11 protein-coding genes and 2 pseudogenes are annotated in these 14740 nt (G+C 70.8%); 9 read left to right on the forward strand and 4 right to left on the reverse strand.

Annotated elements, in window-relative coordinates; all coding sequences use genetic code 11:
- Positions 1 to 4: 4 nt before the first annotated feature.
- Positions 5 to 298 (forward strand): annotated as a pseudogene (locus KUM44_RS38910) (glyceraldehyde 3-phosphate dehydrogenase NAD-binding domain-containing protein); the annotation flags it as partial.
- Positions 299 to 338: 40 nt separating this feature from the next.
- Entirely contained in the window at positions 339 to 839 is a 501-nt protein-coding gene (locus tag KUM44_RS38915) for a flavodoxin domain-containing protein (RefSeq protein ID WP_217214489.1), read from the forward strand.
- Positions 840 to 1441: 602 nt separating this feature from the next.
- On the opposite strand, the pseudogene KUM44_RS38925 reads toward KUM44_RS38915, so the two are convergent.
- Positions 1442 to 1639 (reverse strand): annotated as a pseudogene (locus KUM44_RS38925) (pyridoxamine 5'-phosphate oxidase family protein); the annotation flags it as partial.
- 154 nt (positions 1640 to 1793) lie between these two features.
- The gene (gene ppdK / locus KUM44_RS38930; protein ID WP_217214490.1) at positions 1794 to 4469 is read right to left on the reverse strand and encodes a pyruvate, phosphate dikinase; all 2676 of its coding nucleotides are present in this window, start codon (positions 4467 to 4469) and stop codon (positions 1794 to 1796) included.
- A 324-nt stretch (positions 4470 to 4793) separates the two neighbouring features.
- On the opposite strand from ppdK, the gene KUM44_RS38935 reads away from it, so the two are divergent.
- From KUM44_RS38935 to KUM44_RS38965, 7 genes are all read left to right on the forward strand, one after another.
- The gene (locus KUM44_RS38935; protein ID WP_217214491.1) at positions 4794 to 6521 is read left to right on the forward strand and encodes a GAF domain-containing sensor histidine kinase; all 1728 of its coding nucleotides are present in this window, start codon (positions 4794 to 4796) and stop codon (positions 6519 to 6521) included.
- A gap of 180 nt (positions 6522 to 6701) precedes the next feature.
- On the forward strand, positions 6702 to 7559 hold the full coding sequence (locus tag KUM44_RS38940; RefSeq protein ID WP_217214492.1) for a universal stress protein: 858 nt from the start codon (positions 6702 to 6704) through the stop codon (positions 7557 to 7559).
- A gap of 1047 nt (positions 7560 to 8606) precedes the next feature.
- Entirely contained in the window at positions 8607 to 9635 is a 1029-nt protein-coding gene (gene argC / locus KUM44_RS38945) for an N-acetyl-gamma-glutamyl-phosphate reductase (protein WP_217214493.1), read from the forward strand.
- The gene (argJ, locus tag KUM44_RS38950; protein WP_217214494.1) at positions 9632 to 10783 is read left to right on the forward strand and encodes a bifunctional glutamate N-acetyltransferase/amino-acid acetyltransferase ArgJ; all 1152 of its coding nucleotides are present in this window, start codon (positions 9632 to 9634) and stop codon (positions 10781 to 10783) included. Before argC ends, argJ begins: the two co-directional genes overlap by 4 nt.
- Positions 10780 to 11694, forward strand: coding sequence for an acetylglutamate kinase (gene argB, locus KUM44_RS38955; RefSeq protein WP_217214495.1), 915 nt, complete (start codon positions 10780 to 10782; stop codon positions 11692 to 11694). Before argJ ends, argB begins: the two co-directional genes overlap by 4 nt.
- On the forward strand, positions 11691 to 12878 hold the full coding sequence (locus tag KUM44_RS38960) for an acetylornithine transaminase (protein ID WP_217214496.1): 1188 nt from the start codon (positions 11691 to 11693) through the stop codon (positions 12876 to 12878). The genes argB and KUM44_RS38960 overlap by 4 nt, the downstream gene beginning before the upstream one ends.
- Before the next feature lie 19 nt (positions 12879 to 12897).
- The gene (locus tag KUM44_RS38965; protein WP_048581150.1) at positions 12898 to 13443 is read left to right on the forward strand and encodes an arginine repressor; all 546 of its coding nucleotides are present in this window, start codon (positions 12898 to 12900) and stop codon (positions 13441 to 13443) included.
- Positions 13444 to 13551: 108 nt separating this feature from the next.
- Here KUM44_RS38965 and KUM44_RS38970 read toward each other — a convergent pair whose 3' ends face one another.
- Both KUM44_RS38970 and KUM44_RS46325 read right to left on the reverse strand, forming a co-directional pair.
- The gene (locus tag KUM44_RS38970) at positions 13552 to 14292 is read right to left on the reverse strand and encodes an FAD:protein FMN transferase (protein WP_217214497.1); all 741 of its coding nucleotides are present in this window, start codon (positions 14290 to 14292) and stop codon (positions 13552 to 13554) included.
- Between the two features lie 55 nt (positions 14293 to 14347).
- Positions 14348 to 14740, reverse strand: a 393-nt coding sequence (locus tag KUM44_RS46325; protein WP_254390730.1) for an FMN-binding protein, incomplete at its 5' end; no start/stop codon positions are given.

The raw sequence follows: 14740 nt of genomic DNA on the forward strand, positions 1-14740 counted from the left end.
CATCATGACCGTACGCGTCGGCATCAACGGCTTCGGCCGTATCGGCCGCACCTATCTGCGCGCGGCACTCGACCGCGCCGAAGCGGGCACCCAGGACGTCGAGGTGGTCGCGATCAACGACATCACCTCACCCGCCACCCTGGCCCACCTGTTGGAGTACGACTCGACGTTCGGGCACATCCGACGCGACGTCGTCCACGACGACAGCTCGATCACCGTCGACGGGCGACGCATCGCCATCAGCGCCGAGCGCGACCCGGCGCAGCTCCACTGGTCCGACTACGGCGCCGACATCGTCGACGACTGGCTGCGTCGGCTCTGAGAGGAGGCGGACCACCATGACCGGCAACGTGTTGGTGGCCTACGGAACAACCAACGGATCAACCGCGCAGATCGCCGAAGCCATCGCCGACGTCCTGCGCAAGAACGGGCTCACGGCGGATGCCCTGCCCGCCCGGACCGTGGCGAGCGTGTCCTCGTACGACGCCGTCGTCGTCGGCGGCGGACTGTACGCCGGACGCTGGCACAAGGACGCCCGCCGCTTCGTCCGGCGGCACGGCCGGGCCCTCGCCGAACGCCCGCTCTGGCTCTTCAGCAGCGGCCCTCTCGACCCCTCGGCCTCCGAGCGGGACATCCCGCCCGTGCCCGGGGTGAAGAAGGCCATGGTGAGGCTGGACGCCCGGGAGCACGTCACCTTCGGCGGCTGCTTGGAGGAAGGCGCGAAGGGGTGGGTCGCCGGCATGATCCTGCGCTCCGGGAAGGGCGGGGACTTCCGGGACTTCACCGCGATCGAGGAGTGGGCGAGGCGTGTTGCCGCCGAGCTGACGGACTGGGATTAGCCCGCGAAACGGACGACCCTGGTGCCCGGACAGCGGGCACCAGGGTCGTTTGCCGAGGCCCGCGGGTCGTTTGTCGAGACCTGGCAAGAAGGCCGAGGCCTGCTACGACGGCACCACGGCGACGGGGCACACGGCCTCACGCAACAACGCCCGCGCGACCGGCCCCGGCTCGCCCCGCGCGCCCCGGCCCACGACCACCAGCCCGGCGCTCACGGGCCGCTGGACCAGGGCATGGGCCGGAGTGAACAGCCGAACGTCCTCCAGCACGCGCACCTCGGGGTACTTCTCCCGCCACGGCTGCGCAGCGCGTCGGACAGCAGCTGTACCTCCTGGTCCGCCCAAGCGGCGCGGTCCTCCTCCGGTACGCCGAAGGGCAGCTCGGCCGCGCAAGAAGGGAAACTCCACGCGTGCACGGCACGGAGTCGTACGCCCCACAGCCGGGCGCTGTCGAAGGCGAAGTCGAGGGCCGTGTCGGCGAGGTTGCGGGAGTCCACACCGAGCACGATCTCGGCGACGCGGCGAGCGGGGTGCCCCGCCGTGCAGCGCGACGATCGTCGCCCCGTCGACGGTGCGTACCGCCTGGGACGCATCGAGCCTCGTCCGGCGCCCTCGTGGGTGCGGATGACGATGTCTCCGTCGTCCAGGGCATGGTTGACCGGGCGTACGGTCGGCAGTGCGTGCCGGGTGCAGACGATCCGCCCCAGGGACACGCTGCCCAGCAGCCGCAGTGCCTCGGCGCTGTCGAGCTCGATGCGGCGGCGCGGTCCTGCGAGGACCGGCCGACTGTCGTCGTGGACCATGACTGGCTTCCGTTGGGGGTGCGTTGCTGACTGATGGGTTCGTCCATGAGCGGAGCGACACCGCGGGGGATCGGTGCCGCTCCGGCTTCCACCATCCCTCGGACAAGTGCCAGGTGCGAGGGCCGATGGGCCCCGGTTCCGGCCCGGACGGCCCTCACCGACTGTCGCTGCCCTCGGTCCCGGACAGCGCCGCCCGCCCCGCCTCCAGACGTGCGACCGGCACCCGGAACGGCGAGCAGGACACGTAGTCCAGCCCCGCCGCGTGGAAGAAGTGAACGGAGTCGGGATCACCGCCGTGCTCGCCGCAGACGCCGATCATCAGGCCGGGCCGGGCCGCGCGGCCCTCGTCGACAGCGATGCGAACCAATCGGCCTACGCCGTCGCGGTCGATCGTCTCGAAGGGCGAGGTGGCGAACACGCCCTTGTCGAGGTAGGCGGAGAAGAACGCCGCCTCGACGTCGTCGCGGGAGAAACCCCAGGTCGTCTGGGTGAGGTCGTTCGTGCCGAAGGAGAAGAACTCGGCCTCCTCGGCGATGCGGCCCGCCGTGAGCGCGGCGCGGGGCAGCTCGATCATCGTGCCGACCGGGCACCGTACGGTGACGCCGGACTCCTCGGACACCTCGGCGAGCACCCGCTCCACCTCCGCGCGCTCGATCCGCAGTTCCTCCACGGCGCCGACCAGCGGCACCATGATCTCGGCGTGCGGGAAGCCGCCGGCCCGGATCCGGGCCACGACGGCCTCGGCGACGGCCCGTACCTGCATGGCCACCAGTCCCGGAACCACCAGGCCGAGGCGCACGCCCCGCAGCCCGAGCATCGGGTTCTCCTCGTGCATACGGTTCACCGCGTCGAGCAACTCGACGTCGTGCGGGTCCGGTTGGTCTGTCGCGGCCACTCGTACGGCGAGTTCGGTGCGGTCGGGCAGGAACTCGTGCAGCGGCGGGTCCAGCAGGCGGATGGTGACCGGCAGGCCGTCCATCGCCTCCAGGATCGCGGTGAAGTCCTGCCGCTGGAGCGGCAGAAGAGCCTCCAGCGCCCGCTCGCGCTCGGTGTCGTCGCGGGCCAGGATCATCTCCTCGACCAGCTTGCGCCGCTCGCCGAGGAACATGTGCTCGGTGCGGCACAGCCCGATGCCCTGCGCCCCGAAGCGACGGGCGCGCCGCGCGTCCTCCGGGGTGTCCGCGTTGGCACGCACCTCCAGCCGTCGTACGGCATCCGCGTGTTCGAGAGCGCGGGCCACGGCACTGACGACGCCCGCGGACCGCTCGCCGTTCTCCAGGAACCGCATCACCGCGGAGTCGGCCAGCGGGACCGCCCCCGGATACACGGCACCGGCGGAGCCGTCCACGGAGATGACGGTGCCCTCCTCGACGACCGTGCCGACACGGGTGGTGAAGCGCCGGGCCTCGGTGTCCACGGCGAGTTCCTCGGCGCCGCACACACAGACCTTGCCCATACCCCGGGCCACCACGGCCGCGTGACTGGTCTTACCGCCGCGGCTGGTCAGCACGGCCTGGGCGGCGATCATGCCCGGCAGATCGTCGGGGGTGGTCTCCTGGCGCACCAGGACCACCTGCTCGCCTGCCGCGGCACGCCGTACCGCCTCGGCGGAGTCGAAGACCGCCGCGCCTACCGCGGCACCTGGGGACGCGGGAATGCCGGGGGCGAGCGGCTCACCGATCTCGGACGCGTCGAAACGCGGGAACATCAGCCGGGCGAGCCCGTCGCCATCCACCCGCGCCAGGGCCTCGTCCGCAGAGACCAGCCCCTCGTCGGTCAGTTCGGCGGCGATGGCGAACGCGGCCTCGGCGGTGCGTTTGCCGACCCGGGTCTGCAGCATCCACAGCGTGCCGCGCTCGATGGTGAACTCGATGTCGCACAGGTCCCGGTAGTGCCGCTCCAGGGTCCGCAGGTGGGCGAGCAGCTGTTCGTACGACCGGGGGTCGCGCCGCTCCAGCTCGACCAGAGGCACGGTGTTGCGGATACCGGCGACGACGTCCTCGCCTTGCGCGTTGGGCAGGTAGTCGCCATAGAGCCCGCTGCGGCCGGTGGCCGGGTCGCGGGTGAAGGCGACGCCGCTGCCGGAGTCCGGACCGAGGTTGCCGAAGACCATGCGCTGAACCGTCACGGCGGTGCCCAGGTCGTCCGGGATGTGCTCGCGGCGCCGGTAGATGCGGGCGCGTTCGCCGTTCCAGGAGCGGAAGACGGCCAGGATGGCCCGGCGCAGTTGCTCGGCGGGCGATGGAGGGAAGTCCTCCCCGGTCTCGTCGCGGATCAGCTCCTTGTACGCCTCCACCAACTCAGCGAGGTCGTGCGCGTCGAGGTGCAGATCGTCGGGAGCGTGGCGCAGGCTCTTGAGCGTCGTCATGGCCCGCTCGAACAGCGCCGGGTCGACGCCCATGACCGTACTGCCGAACATCTGGACGAGCCTGCGGTACGAGTCCCAGGCGAACCGCTCACTGCCCGAGACCTTGGCCAGTCCCAGGACGGAGTCGTCGTTCAGACCGATGTCCAGCACCGTCTCCATCATTCCGGGCATCGAGAACCGGGCTCCGGACCGGACGGACAGCAGCAACGGGTCGTCCCGCTGCCCCAGCCGCCGCCCGGCGGCGGTCTCGACGGTCGACAGGTGCCGGGAGACCTCCGCCACCAAGCCGTGCGGTTCCGCGCCGGTGGCGAGGAAGGCGCGGCACGCGTCGGTGATGACGGTGAAACCCGGCGGGACCGGCAGGCCCAGGCGGGTCATCTCGGCCAGGTTCGCGCCCTTGCTGCCCAGCAGGTCCGCCATGTCCCGGCGGCCCTCGTGGAAGTCATACACGTAACGGACCATGAGGCTGCGCTCCTCGGCTCGGCGGGCTCGTCCGGCTCTTGGGTTCGGCTTTCGGGTCGGTTCTTGATCTCGACGTAGCTCCAGCGTCGAACGGGTTCGGACGGGCCGTGCAGATGCTGTCCGTCCCCGAGGCGGGGCCGAACGGCCCAAGCGCGCGGCCGGCCTCCCGGTGAGCCGGGTACCCGGGCACGGCGGAACGGGCCCCTGACCCCACGTACGTACCACTGAATGCGATGCCATCCCGTCGCGTGCCGTGGGCCGGTACCGTGAGCCGTATCCGGAGCGGCCGGTGCCCGCCCGTCCACGTGACCGGAGGAGACGCAGGTGGGAAGCCCCGAGGAGCCCTGGGAAGCCCGCGTACGGCTCCCGCAGCTCCGGCTGGACGAGCTGCTGGAGGAGCTCCAGGCACGCCTGGACGCCGCCCGCGGCACCCGCGACCGGGTGCACAGCCTGCTGGAGGCGGTGCTGTCCGTCGGCCGGGAGCTGGAGCTGGAGCAGGCCCTGCGCAGCATCGTCGAAGCCGCGGCCGTGCTGGTCGACGCCGAGTACGCAGCCCTCGGCGTGATCGGACCGGACGGCAAGTGGCTGTCCGCCTTCCACACGGTCGGAGTCACGGAGAAGCAGATCGGCCGGATCGGCCACTACCCGGAGGGCCATGGCATCCTCGGGGAGCTGATCCGCCATCCCGAGCCGCTCCGCCTGGGAAAGATCTCCGAGCACCCGGCCTCGTACGGCTTCCCGCCCAACCACCCGCCGATGAACACCTTCCTGGGCGTCCCCATCCGCGTACGCGATCAGGTTTTCGGCAACCTGTACCTGACCGAGAAGCGGGGCGGGGCGCAGTTCGACGAGGAGGACGAGTCGGTCCTGTCCACCCTGGCCGTGGCGGCCGGCGTCGCGATCGACAACGCCCGGTTGTACGAGGACTCTCGGCTGCGGGAACGCTGGCTGCGGGCGAATGCGGAGATCACCCACACCCTGATGTCGGGCGGCGAGCGGGGCGAGGTCCTCGGGCTGATCGCCGACCGGGCGCGGGAGATCGCCGGCGCGGCCCTGGCCCTGGTCGCGATGCCCGTGCAGGACACCGACTCGCTCGCCGTGGAACTCGCCGTCGGGACGGACGCGGACACCCACCGCGGTCTGGTGATCCCCAGGGAGGGCAGCCTGATCGGTGAGGCGCTCGTCTCCGGCACCCCCGCCACCAGCACTGACGTGTCACACGACGAACGGGTGTCGTCCGCACCCTCCCGCTTCGCCGGACTCGGCCCGGCCGTCGCCGTCCCGATCGGAACAGACTCCGGCGGGTTCCGGGGCGTCGTCCTGCTGGTCCGTGAGACCGGCCGGACGGTGTTCTCGGACAAGGAGATCGAACCGCTCAAGGGCTTCGCGGCACAGGCGGCGGTCGCGATGGAGCTGGCGGAGCGGCGCGCGGACGCCGAGGAGGTCGCCGTGCTCAAGGACCGCGACCGCATCGCCCGCGACCTGCACGACCTCGCGATCCAGCGGCTGTTCGCCACAGGTATGACCTTGCAGAGCGCGGGCCGGTTCATCGAGCACCCCGAGGCGTCGGAACGCGTCGTGCGCGCAGTGGACGACCTGGACGAGACCATCAAGATCATCAGGTCGACGATCTTCGGCCTCCGCTCGCGGGAAGGCGCGGCCGAGGCCGGGCTGCGCGCGCGTGTGGTGCGGATCGTGGGGGAGGCGGCACCGGTGATCGGCTTCGCGCCCAGCGTGCGGATGGAGGGGCTGGTGGAGACCCAGGTGCCGCGCGAGATCGCCGACCACCTGGTGGCCGTCCTCTCCGAGGCCCTCACCAACATCGCCCGGCACGCCCACGCCGACCGGGCCGACATCGTGCTGTTGGCCGACTCCCGCCAGGTCCGCCTCACGGTCACGGACAACGGTGTGGGGATCCCGGCGGACGGCCGCCGCAGCGGGCTGCGTAACATGGCGGAGCGGGCTCGGCAGTTGGAGGGGGAACTGGAGCTGAACAGCCCGGCCGAGGGCGGAACCACCCTGGTGTGGTGGGTGCCTGTGCCGACCGAGTAGAGCCCCTGGCACGGTCTGCCCAGGTTGTCGGGGTGTCGGCACCACTCGGACCGAAGGCCAGGGCCGAACGTCCCCAGCACCATGCCCATCCGCCTCTCGTGGCCGTCCCCCGCTAGTACGACGCTGAGATCAGAGCCCTGGCTGTCCGACAGGGCAGCCCCACAGAAGGCGGTGAGGGCGATGACACTCCCCCTGGTCGTAGGCGTCGACGGATCGGACGCGAGCCTGCGGGCCGTGGACTGGGCAGTGGACGAGGCCGCACGAGGCGATCTGCCGCTGCGGCTGGTGTACGCCTCCCTCTGGGAGCGCTACGAGACCGCCGTACCGTCGCTCGAACGGGAACGCCCCTCCGAGCGCGTGCTGGCCGAACACATCGTCGCCTCGGCGGCTGAGCGTGCCACACGGCGTGCCCCGGCCGTCAAGGTGACTACGGACATCGTCCCTGCCGAGCCGGTCGACGCCCTACTGCGCGAGGGCCACAACGCCTGCGCCCTGGTGACGGGAGACCGGGGCCGCGGTGAGCTGAAGGGACTGCTTCTCGGATCGGTTGGCCTGGGCGTGGCCGCCCGAGCGCACTGCACGGTGATCGTGGTCCGGGGCGACGAGGCGGGCATGGTCGGTCTGCACGAGCGGATCCTGTTCGGCGCAGGAGATCCCGCGACCAGCGGCCGGGCCGTGCGCTTTGCCTTCCGCGAGGCCGAGGCACGCGGATGTGTCCTCGACGCCGTACGCGCGTGGCGCTGGTCCGCACAAGAGGGCACGGACCATCCCGCGCGCGAGCGCGAAGGGCTGGCGGCAGCTCAGCTCGACGAAGTGCTGCGCGAGGCCGAGGCTGAACATCCGGGCGTCCGGGTACGCCGAGTCACTGTCGAGGGCCCGGCCAGCCGTGTCCTCGTGACCCGCTCGGCCGCCGCGGACCTCGTGATCATCGGGGCGCGTCGCAGGCACGGCTACTTCGGCCTGCAACTCGGCCGCGTGGGCCACACGCTGCTGCACCACGCGCATTGCCCGGTCGCAGTCGTTCCGCAGTGGGCGTGAACGCCGTCTCCCCCTGAGTCGGCGCCCTGCCAGCATCCGTTGCGACAGAGGCAGCCACCGAGAGTGATCAACCCGCGGTATACCAGTGGCTCAACGAAGGGATTTGGCCGGAGCAGTGGCCCGTACGTCAACTCCGCCATGTCCCTGCGCCAGGACTGTGCCGGTGGTCGAGAAGCCGACTTCTCGGGCAGGGCAGGATCAGTGTGCACGTCCTGCACGCCCCGGCGACGGCTTACTGACCGTCGCACCCGATGCCCCGGGCGCGGACCTGCCGGCGGAAGACCTGAACACATACCCGATGTGCACATCCCGGGCAAAGGTGATGAGGACGACGAGCGCGCCAGTGGGTTTCGGGTGTTACCGGAGGCCTGACCACGCGACATACGGCGGCAACCCGACACCGCCATGTACGGGACCGGCAAGCTCCATGAGCGACCTCGGCAAACGGCGCGCGTACCTGGCACGCAGCATCTCTGCGCGCCTACGACCTCGCCGCCTTCCTCAACCGCGAACTGCTGCTCGCCCGGCGGCCCGACCTGCGCACGCTGATCGGCAGACACATCCGTGCGGTCTGGGAAGAGGCCTTCCCCGAGCTCGCCCACCGGGAACCGAGCCCGTCCTGACCCGGGTCACGCGCGCGCGTGACCGTGCGTTGGTACCCCCTGGGACCAGCGGCAACCCGTCACCGCCGCGGGCACGAGCACCGAGCCCGAACGCCCAAGGACAGTCCCACCGACCGCTGCGCTTCGAACTCATCGATCAAGGAAGCGCACCAAGAGGTCATCGACGGCACGCCGGACTCGTAGCGGCCATCGGCGTATCGCGAGGGCGTCGGGCGGGACGACAGCACCGGTACGTGAGCCATATTCCGGATCGGCCGGCAGACCTTGCCGTCGCCCACCTGCCATGGCGAGCTCCACCGACGTACCCAGCCGTCCCCGAACCTCAGCCGATCCCGAAGTCCGCAGTTGTGGACCTTGGCATCCAGCCAAGATTGCATAAACCTGCGGCGAAACGTATAGTCATGCCCTCTAGGAGGAGGATTCCATGGCGGTACGTGCGGCAGTGGCCGGAGCGAGTGGATACGCGGGCGGGGAACTGCTGCGTCTGCTCCTGGCGCACCCCGAGGTCGAGATCGGGGCCCTGACGGGCCACTCGAACGCGGGGCAGAGGCTCGGTGCGCTCCAGCCGCACCTGCTGCCCCTCGCCGACCGCACACTCCAGGAGACGACCCCCGAGGTTCTCTCCGGACACGACGTCGTCTTCCTCGCCCTGCCCCACGGACAGTCCGCAGCCGTCGCCGAGCAGCTCGGCCCGGACGTGCTCGTCGTCGACATGGGGGCCGACTTCCGGCTGAAGGACGCGGCCGACTGGGAGACGTTCTACGGCTCCCCGCACGCCGGCACCTGGCCGTACGGCCTCCCCGAGCTGCCGGGTGGCCGCGCCGCGCTGGAGGGGTCCAAGCGCATCGCGGTACCCGGCTGCTACCCGACCGCCGTCTCGCTCGCCCTCTTCCCGGCCTACGCCGCCGGTCTGGCCGAACCCGACGCCGTGATCGTCGCCGCGTCCGGCACCTCCGGAGCGGGCAAGGCGCTCAAGCCCCATCTGCTGGGCAGCGAGGTCATGGGCTCGATGACGCCGTACGGCGTCGGCGGCGGCCACCGGCACACGCCCGAGATGATCCAGAACCTCAGCGGGGCGGCAGGGGAGCGGGTGTCCGTCTCCTTCACGCCGACCCTCGCCCCGATGCCCCGCGGCATCCTCGCCACGTGCAGCGCGAACGCCCGCCCCGGCGTCACGGCGGACTCCGTGCGCGCCGCCTACGAGAAGGCCTTCGCCGACGAGCCCTTCGTCCACCTCCTCCCGGAGGGACAGTGGCCCGCCACGGCGTCCGTCTACGGTTCGAACGCCGTTCAGGTGCAGGTCGCGTACGACGCCGCCGCGAACCGCATCATCGCGATCAGCGCCATCGACAATCTGACCAAGGGCACCGCGGGCGGTGCCGTCCAGAGCATGAACCTCGCCCTGGGTCTCGCCGAGACCACCGGACTGACGACGATCGGAGTTGCGCCGTGAGCGTGACGGCAGCAAAGGGATTCACGGCGGCGGGCATCGCCGCCGGAATCAAGGAGAACGGCAACCCGGACCTGGCCCTGGTGGTCAACACCGGGCCCCGCCGCGCCGCCGCCGGTGTCTTCACCTCCAACCGGGTGAAGGCCGCGCCGGTCCAGTGGTCCGAGCAGGTCCTGAAGAGCGGCCAGGTCTCCGCCGTCGTCCTCAACTCCGGGGGCGCCAACGCCTGTACGGGCCCCAAGGGCTTCCAGGACACCCACGCCACCGCCGAGAAGGCCGCCGAGGTCCTCGGCCGCGGCGCCATCGAGATCGCCGTCTGCTCCACCGGCCTCATCGGCGTCCTCCTCCCCATGGACAAACTGCTGCCCGGCGTCGAGACCGCCGCCGCGCAGCTCTCCGAGCACGGCGGCGAGAAGGCCGCCATCGCCATCAAGACCACCGACACCGTCCACAAGACGTCCGTCGTGACCAAGGACGGCTGGACCGTCGGCGGCATGGCCAAGGGCGCCGGCATGCTCGCCCCCGGCCTCGCCACCATGCTGGTCGTCCTCACCACCGACGCCGCCCTCGACGACGACGTCCTGGACAAGGCCCTGCGCGCCGCCACCAAGGTCACCTTCGACCGCGTCGACTCCGACGGCTGCATGTCCACCAACGACACCGTGCTGCTGCTCGCCTCCGGCGCCGCCGAAGTCACCCCGGAGTACGAGGAGTTCGCCGAAGCCGTACGGGCCGTCTGCGACGACCTCGGCCAGCAGCTCATCCGGGACGCCGAGGGCGCCAGCAAGGACATCAAGGTCGAGGTGGTCAACGCCGCGACCGAGGACGACGCCGTCGAGGTGGGCCGCTCCATCGCCCGCAACAACCTCCTCAAGTGCGCCCTCCACGGCGAGGACCCCAACTGGGGCCGCGTCCTCTCCGCGATCGGCACCACGTCCGCCGCCTTCGAGCCCGACCGGCTCAACGTCGCCATCAACGGCGTCTGGGTCTGCAAGAACGGCGGCGTCGGCGAGGACCGCGAGAAGGTCGACATGCGCTACCGCGAGGTGCACATCGTCGCCGACCTGGCCGCGGGCTCCGAGACCGCGACCATCTGGACCAACGACCTCACCGCCGACTACGTCCACGAGAACAGCGCCTACTCCTCATGAGCAACTCACCCGCGCGCAAGCACACCGCGCTCCCCAAGGCCCAGATCCTCATCGAGGCGCTGCCCTGGCTGGTCCGGCACAACGGCAAGACCGTCGTCATCAAGTTCGGCGGCAACGCCATGATCGACGAGGAGCTGAAGGCCGCCTTCGCCCAGGACGTCGTCTTCCTGCACCACGCCGGCCTCAAGCCGGTCGTCGTGCACGGCGGCGGCCCGCAGATCAGCGCCGCCCTCGACAAGCACGGCATCGTCAGCGAGTTCAAGGCGGGCCTCAGGGTCACCACCGAGGACGCCATGGACGTCGTACGGATGGTGCTGGCCGGACAGGTGCAGCGCGAGCTGGTCAACCTGCTCAACCAGCACGGCCCGCTGGCCGTCGGCCTGACCGGCGAGGACGCGCACACCATCACCGCCACCAAGCACCAGCCCGAGATCGACGGCGAGCTGGTCGACATCGGCCGGGTCGGCGAGATCACCTCCATCGACACGGGCGCGATCGAGGCCCTGCTGGCCGACGGCCGGATCCCGGTCGTCTCGTCGATCGCCCGTTCCGAGGACGACGGACATGTCTACAACGTCAATGCTGATACGGCGGCTGCGGCACTCGCTGCTGCTCTGGGCGCCGAAACCCTCATGGTCCTCACGGACGTCGAGGGCCTCTACGAGGACTGGCCCCACTCCGACGAGGTGATCAGCCGCCTCACCGCTTCCCAACTGGAGAAGCTGCTGCCGGAGTTGAGCTCCGGCATGGTGCCGAAGATGGAGGGCTGTCTGCACGCCGTGCGCGGCGGCGTCACCACCGCCCGCGTCATCGACGGCCGGGTCCAGCACTCGATCCTGCTGGAGATCTTCACCGACGAAGGCATCGGCACGATGGTCGTGCCGGACGTAGCTGAGGGGGATGCGGAATGACCGGGAACCAGGAGTACGCCCAGCGGTGGCAGGGCTCGCTCATGAACAACTACGGCACTCCGCGGCTCCCTCTCGTGCGTGGTGAGGGTCTCAAGGTCTGGGACGCCGACGGCAGGGAGTACCTCGACTTCGTCGGCGGCATCGCGACCAACGCGCTCGGGCACGCCCACCCGGCGATCGTCGAGGCCGTCAGCAAGCAGATCGCGTCCCTCGGTCACATCTCCAACTTCTTCATGGCCGAGCCGACCGTCGCCCTCGCCGAACGGCTCCTCCAGCTCTTCGGCCGGGACGGCAGGGTCTTCTTCTGCAACTCCGGCGCTGAGGCCAACGAGGCCGCCTTCAAGATCGGCCGGCTGACCGGCCGGACCCACATCGTCGCCACCGAGGGCGGCTTCCACGGCCGCACCATGGGTGCCCTCGCGATGACCGGCCAGCCCGGCAAGCGCGAGCCGTTCCTGCCGCTGCCCGGTGACGTCACGCACGTGCCGTTCGGTGACGCGCAGGCGCTGGCCGCCGCGGTCACCGAGGAGACGGCCCTCGTGATCATCGAGCCGATCCAGGGCGAACTCGGGGTCGTCGTGCCTCCGGCCGGCTATCTGAAGGCGGCACGGGCGATCACCGCCGCCAGCGGGGCGCTGCTCGTCCTCGACGAGGTGCAGACCGGCGTCGGCCGGACCGGGCACTGGTTCGAGTACCAGGCCCACGAGGGCGTGCTGCCCGATGTCGTCACCCTCGCCAAGCAGCTCGGCGGCGGACTGCCGCTGGGCGCGACGGTCGCCTTCGGGCGGGCCGCGGAGCTGCTCCAGCCCGGGCACCACGGGACGACCTTCGGCGGCAACCCGGTCGCGTGTGCCGCCGGGCTGGCGGTACTGGACACCATCGCGAACGACGGGTTGCTGGAGAACGTCAAGCGGCAGAGCGAGAAGTTGCGCGACGGGATCGAGGCGCTGGGCCACCCGCTGATCGGCTTTGTCCGGGGCGCGGGACTGCTCCTGGGTATCGTGCTCACCGAGCCGCACGCCGCCAAGGTGCAGCAGGCGGCTCAGGACGCCGGATTCCTGGTGAACGCGCCCGCCCCCGAGGTCGTACGGCTCATGCCGCCGCTGAACCTCGGGGACGACGAAGTGGAAGCGCTTCTTCAGGCCCTTCCCGGCATCCTGGACGTTGCCAACGGGGACGGATGATCCGGGGAATGAGACGACGATGAGTCAGGCGCAGGACCACGAGCACAACGGGGCCGCCGGGCCTGCCGTGCCACAGACGCGTACCGCACGCCACCGCCGGATCGTGGACATCCTCAACCGGCAGCCGGTGCGGTCGCAGAGTCAGTTGGCGAAGCTGCTGTCGGACGACGGGCTGAGCGTCACGCAGGCGACGCTCTCCCGGGATCTGGACGAGCTGAACGCGGTGAAGATCCGTAACAACGACGGTGACCTGATCTACGCGGTGCCGAGCGAGGGCGGGTTTCGTACGCCGCGCGCGCCGCTGGGGGAGTCGGCGAAGGAGGAGCGGATGCGGCGGTTGTCGCAGGAGCTGCTGATCTCCGCGGAGGCTTCGGCGAATCTCGTGGTCCTGCGGACCCCTCCCGGGGCGGCGCAGTTCCTGGCCTCGGCCATTGATCAGGCCGAGTTGCAGGACATCCTGGGGACCATTGCCGGTGACGATACGTTGCTGCTGATCAGCCGGAATCCTACGGGGGGTCAGGCGCTGGCCGATCACTTGCTGCGGTTGGCTCAGAACGGGCACTGAGAGGGGCGGTGGCGGTGAGTTGCCGACTGCCGGTTCAGTGTGGTTGGTCGCGCACACGCGGCGGAGCCGCAAATCGATACAGCCCCGCACCCCCCAGGGACGTCGCCCTCAACCCAGTCGAGATGCGAGGCCGCCTGTGCAGCGGACTTCATCCCCCGCCGTGATCAAGAGCGCCTCCACGTCCGGCAGGGACTCCAGCCACCGCAGTCCCTGCCTCGACCCCATCGCGAACGCCGCTGTCGCCCAGCAGTCCGCCCAGGTCAGGCTGGGGGCCACCACCGTCACCGCCACCAGGTCCGTCACCGCGGAGCGGCCCGTGCGGGGGTCGACGATATGGGCGCCGCGTTCTGCGGTACCGGAGGTGGCGACCGCCAGTTCGGACAGGCCGGCGGCGGAGATCACGGCAGCCAGGCCGCCCGGGCGGAGGGGGTCGGCGACTCCCACCCGCCAGGGGCGCTGTGCGCCCGGTACGCCCAGGAGCTGGACGTCACCGCCGCCGTTGAGGCTGACGCCGCTCACGCCGGGGACGGCCGCGAGGCGGCGGGCCGCCCGTTCCACCGACCAGCCCTTGACGATGCCGGTCGGGTCGAGGCGGCCCTCGTACGACGTGCTGAACCAGCCCTCGCTGGTCCGCTCCGCCTCGGCGCCGAGCTCCAGCACCTCGGCGACCTCCGGATCGCACGCGTCGACGGTCAGCTCACCGCGGACCAGCCGCGAGACCTGGCTGTCGTCGCGGTAGGTGCTGAACACCTCGTCGACCCGGTGCAGTCCGGCGACCGCCTCGTCCAGCGCCGACTGCACGGCACCGGGGTCCCCGCCGCGGACGTCGAAGGAGAAGACCGTCCCCATGACCTCCTCCGCATGACGCACCGCGGCGGGAGCTTCTGTCGGTTCCACCACCGTGTCAGCCACCGGCCTGGTCCAGTGCCGACTGGAGGGATTCCTTGTAGCCGGCGCTGGTGTAGGTGGCTCCGGAGACGGCGTCGATGTCGGCGGTGCCTGCTGCGACGGCGGCTTGGTTGAGCTTGGGTACGGCGTTGGCGGTGATCTGGTCGCTCTGGCCGCCCTTGGGTGCCTGGACCGTCCCGGCCTTGGTGATCTTGCCGCCGTTGACGGTGATGCGGACCTGGACCGCGCCGTACTGCGTCTGGACGGCGTCGCCGGTGACCGTGGCGGCCTGGGCGGCGCCGGAGCCCTGGGACGAACCGGCGCTCGCCTGTGCCTTGTCGAGGGCGGACTGGAGGGATTCCTTGTAGCCGGCGCTGGTGTAGGTGGCTCCGGAGACGGCGTCGATGTC

Source organism: Streptomyces sp. AC550_RSS872 (genome assembly GCF_019049285.1).
Taxonomy (GTDB): Bacteria; Actinomycetota; Actinomycetes; order Streptomycetales; family Streptomycetaceae; genus Streptomyces.

Bases quoted from the DNA above. Each gene is read 5' to 3' on its own strand.
- KUM44_RS38915 (WP_217214489.1), top strand. From the start codon at position 339: ATGACCGGCAACGTGTTGGTGGCCTACGGAACAACCAACGGATCAACC.
- KUM44_RS38965 (WP_048581150.1), top strand. From the start codon at position 12,898: ATGAGTCAGGCGCAGGACCACGAGCACAACGGGGCCGCCGGGCCTGCC.
- KUM44_RS38970 (WP_217214497.1), bottom strand. From the start codon at position 14,292: ATGGGGACGGTCTTCTCCTTCGACGTCCGCGGCGGGGACCCCGGTGCC.
- argC (WP_217214493.1), top strand. From the start codon at position 8,607: ATGGCGGTACGTGCGGCAGTGGCCGGAGCGAGTGGATACGCGGGCGGG.
- ppdK (WP_217214490.1), bottom strand. From the start codon at position 4,469: ATGGTCCGTTACGTGTATGACTTCCACGAGGGCCGCCGGGACATGGCG.
- argB (WP_217214495.1), top strand. From the start codon at position 10,780: ATGAGCAACTCACCCGCGCGCAAGCACACCGCGCTCCCCAAGGCCCAG.
- KUM44_RS38960 (WP_217214496.1), top strand. From the start codon at position 11,691: ATGACCGGGAACCAGGAGTACGCCCAGCGGTGGCAGGGCTCGCTCATG.
- KUM44_RS38940 (WP_217214492.1), top strand. From the start codon at position 6,702: ATGACACTCCCCCTGGTCGTAGGCGTCGACGGATCGGACGCGAGCCTG.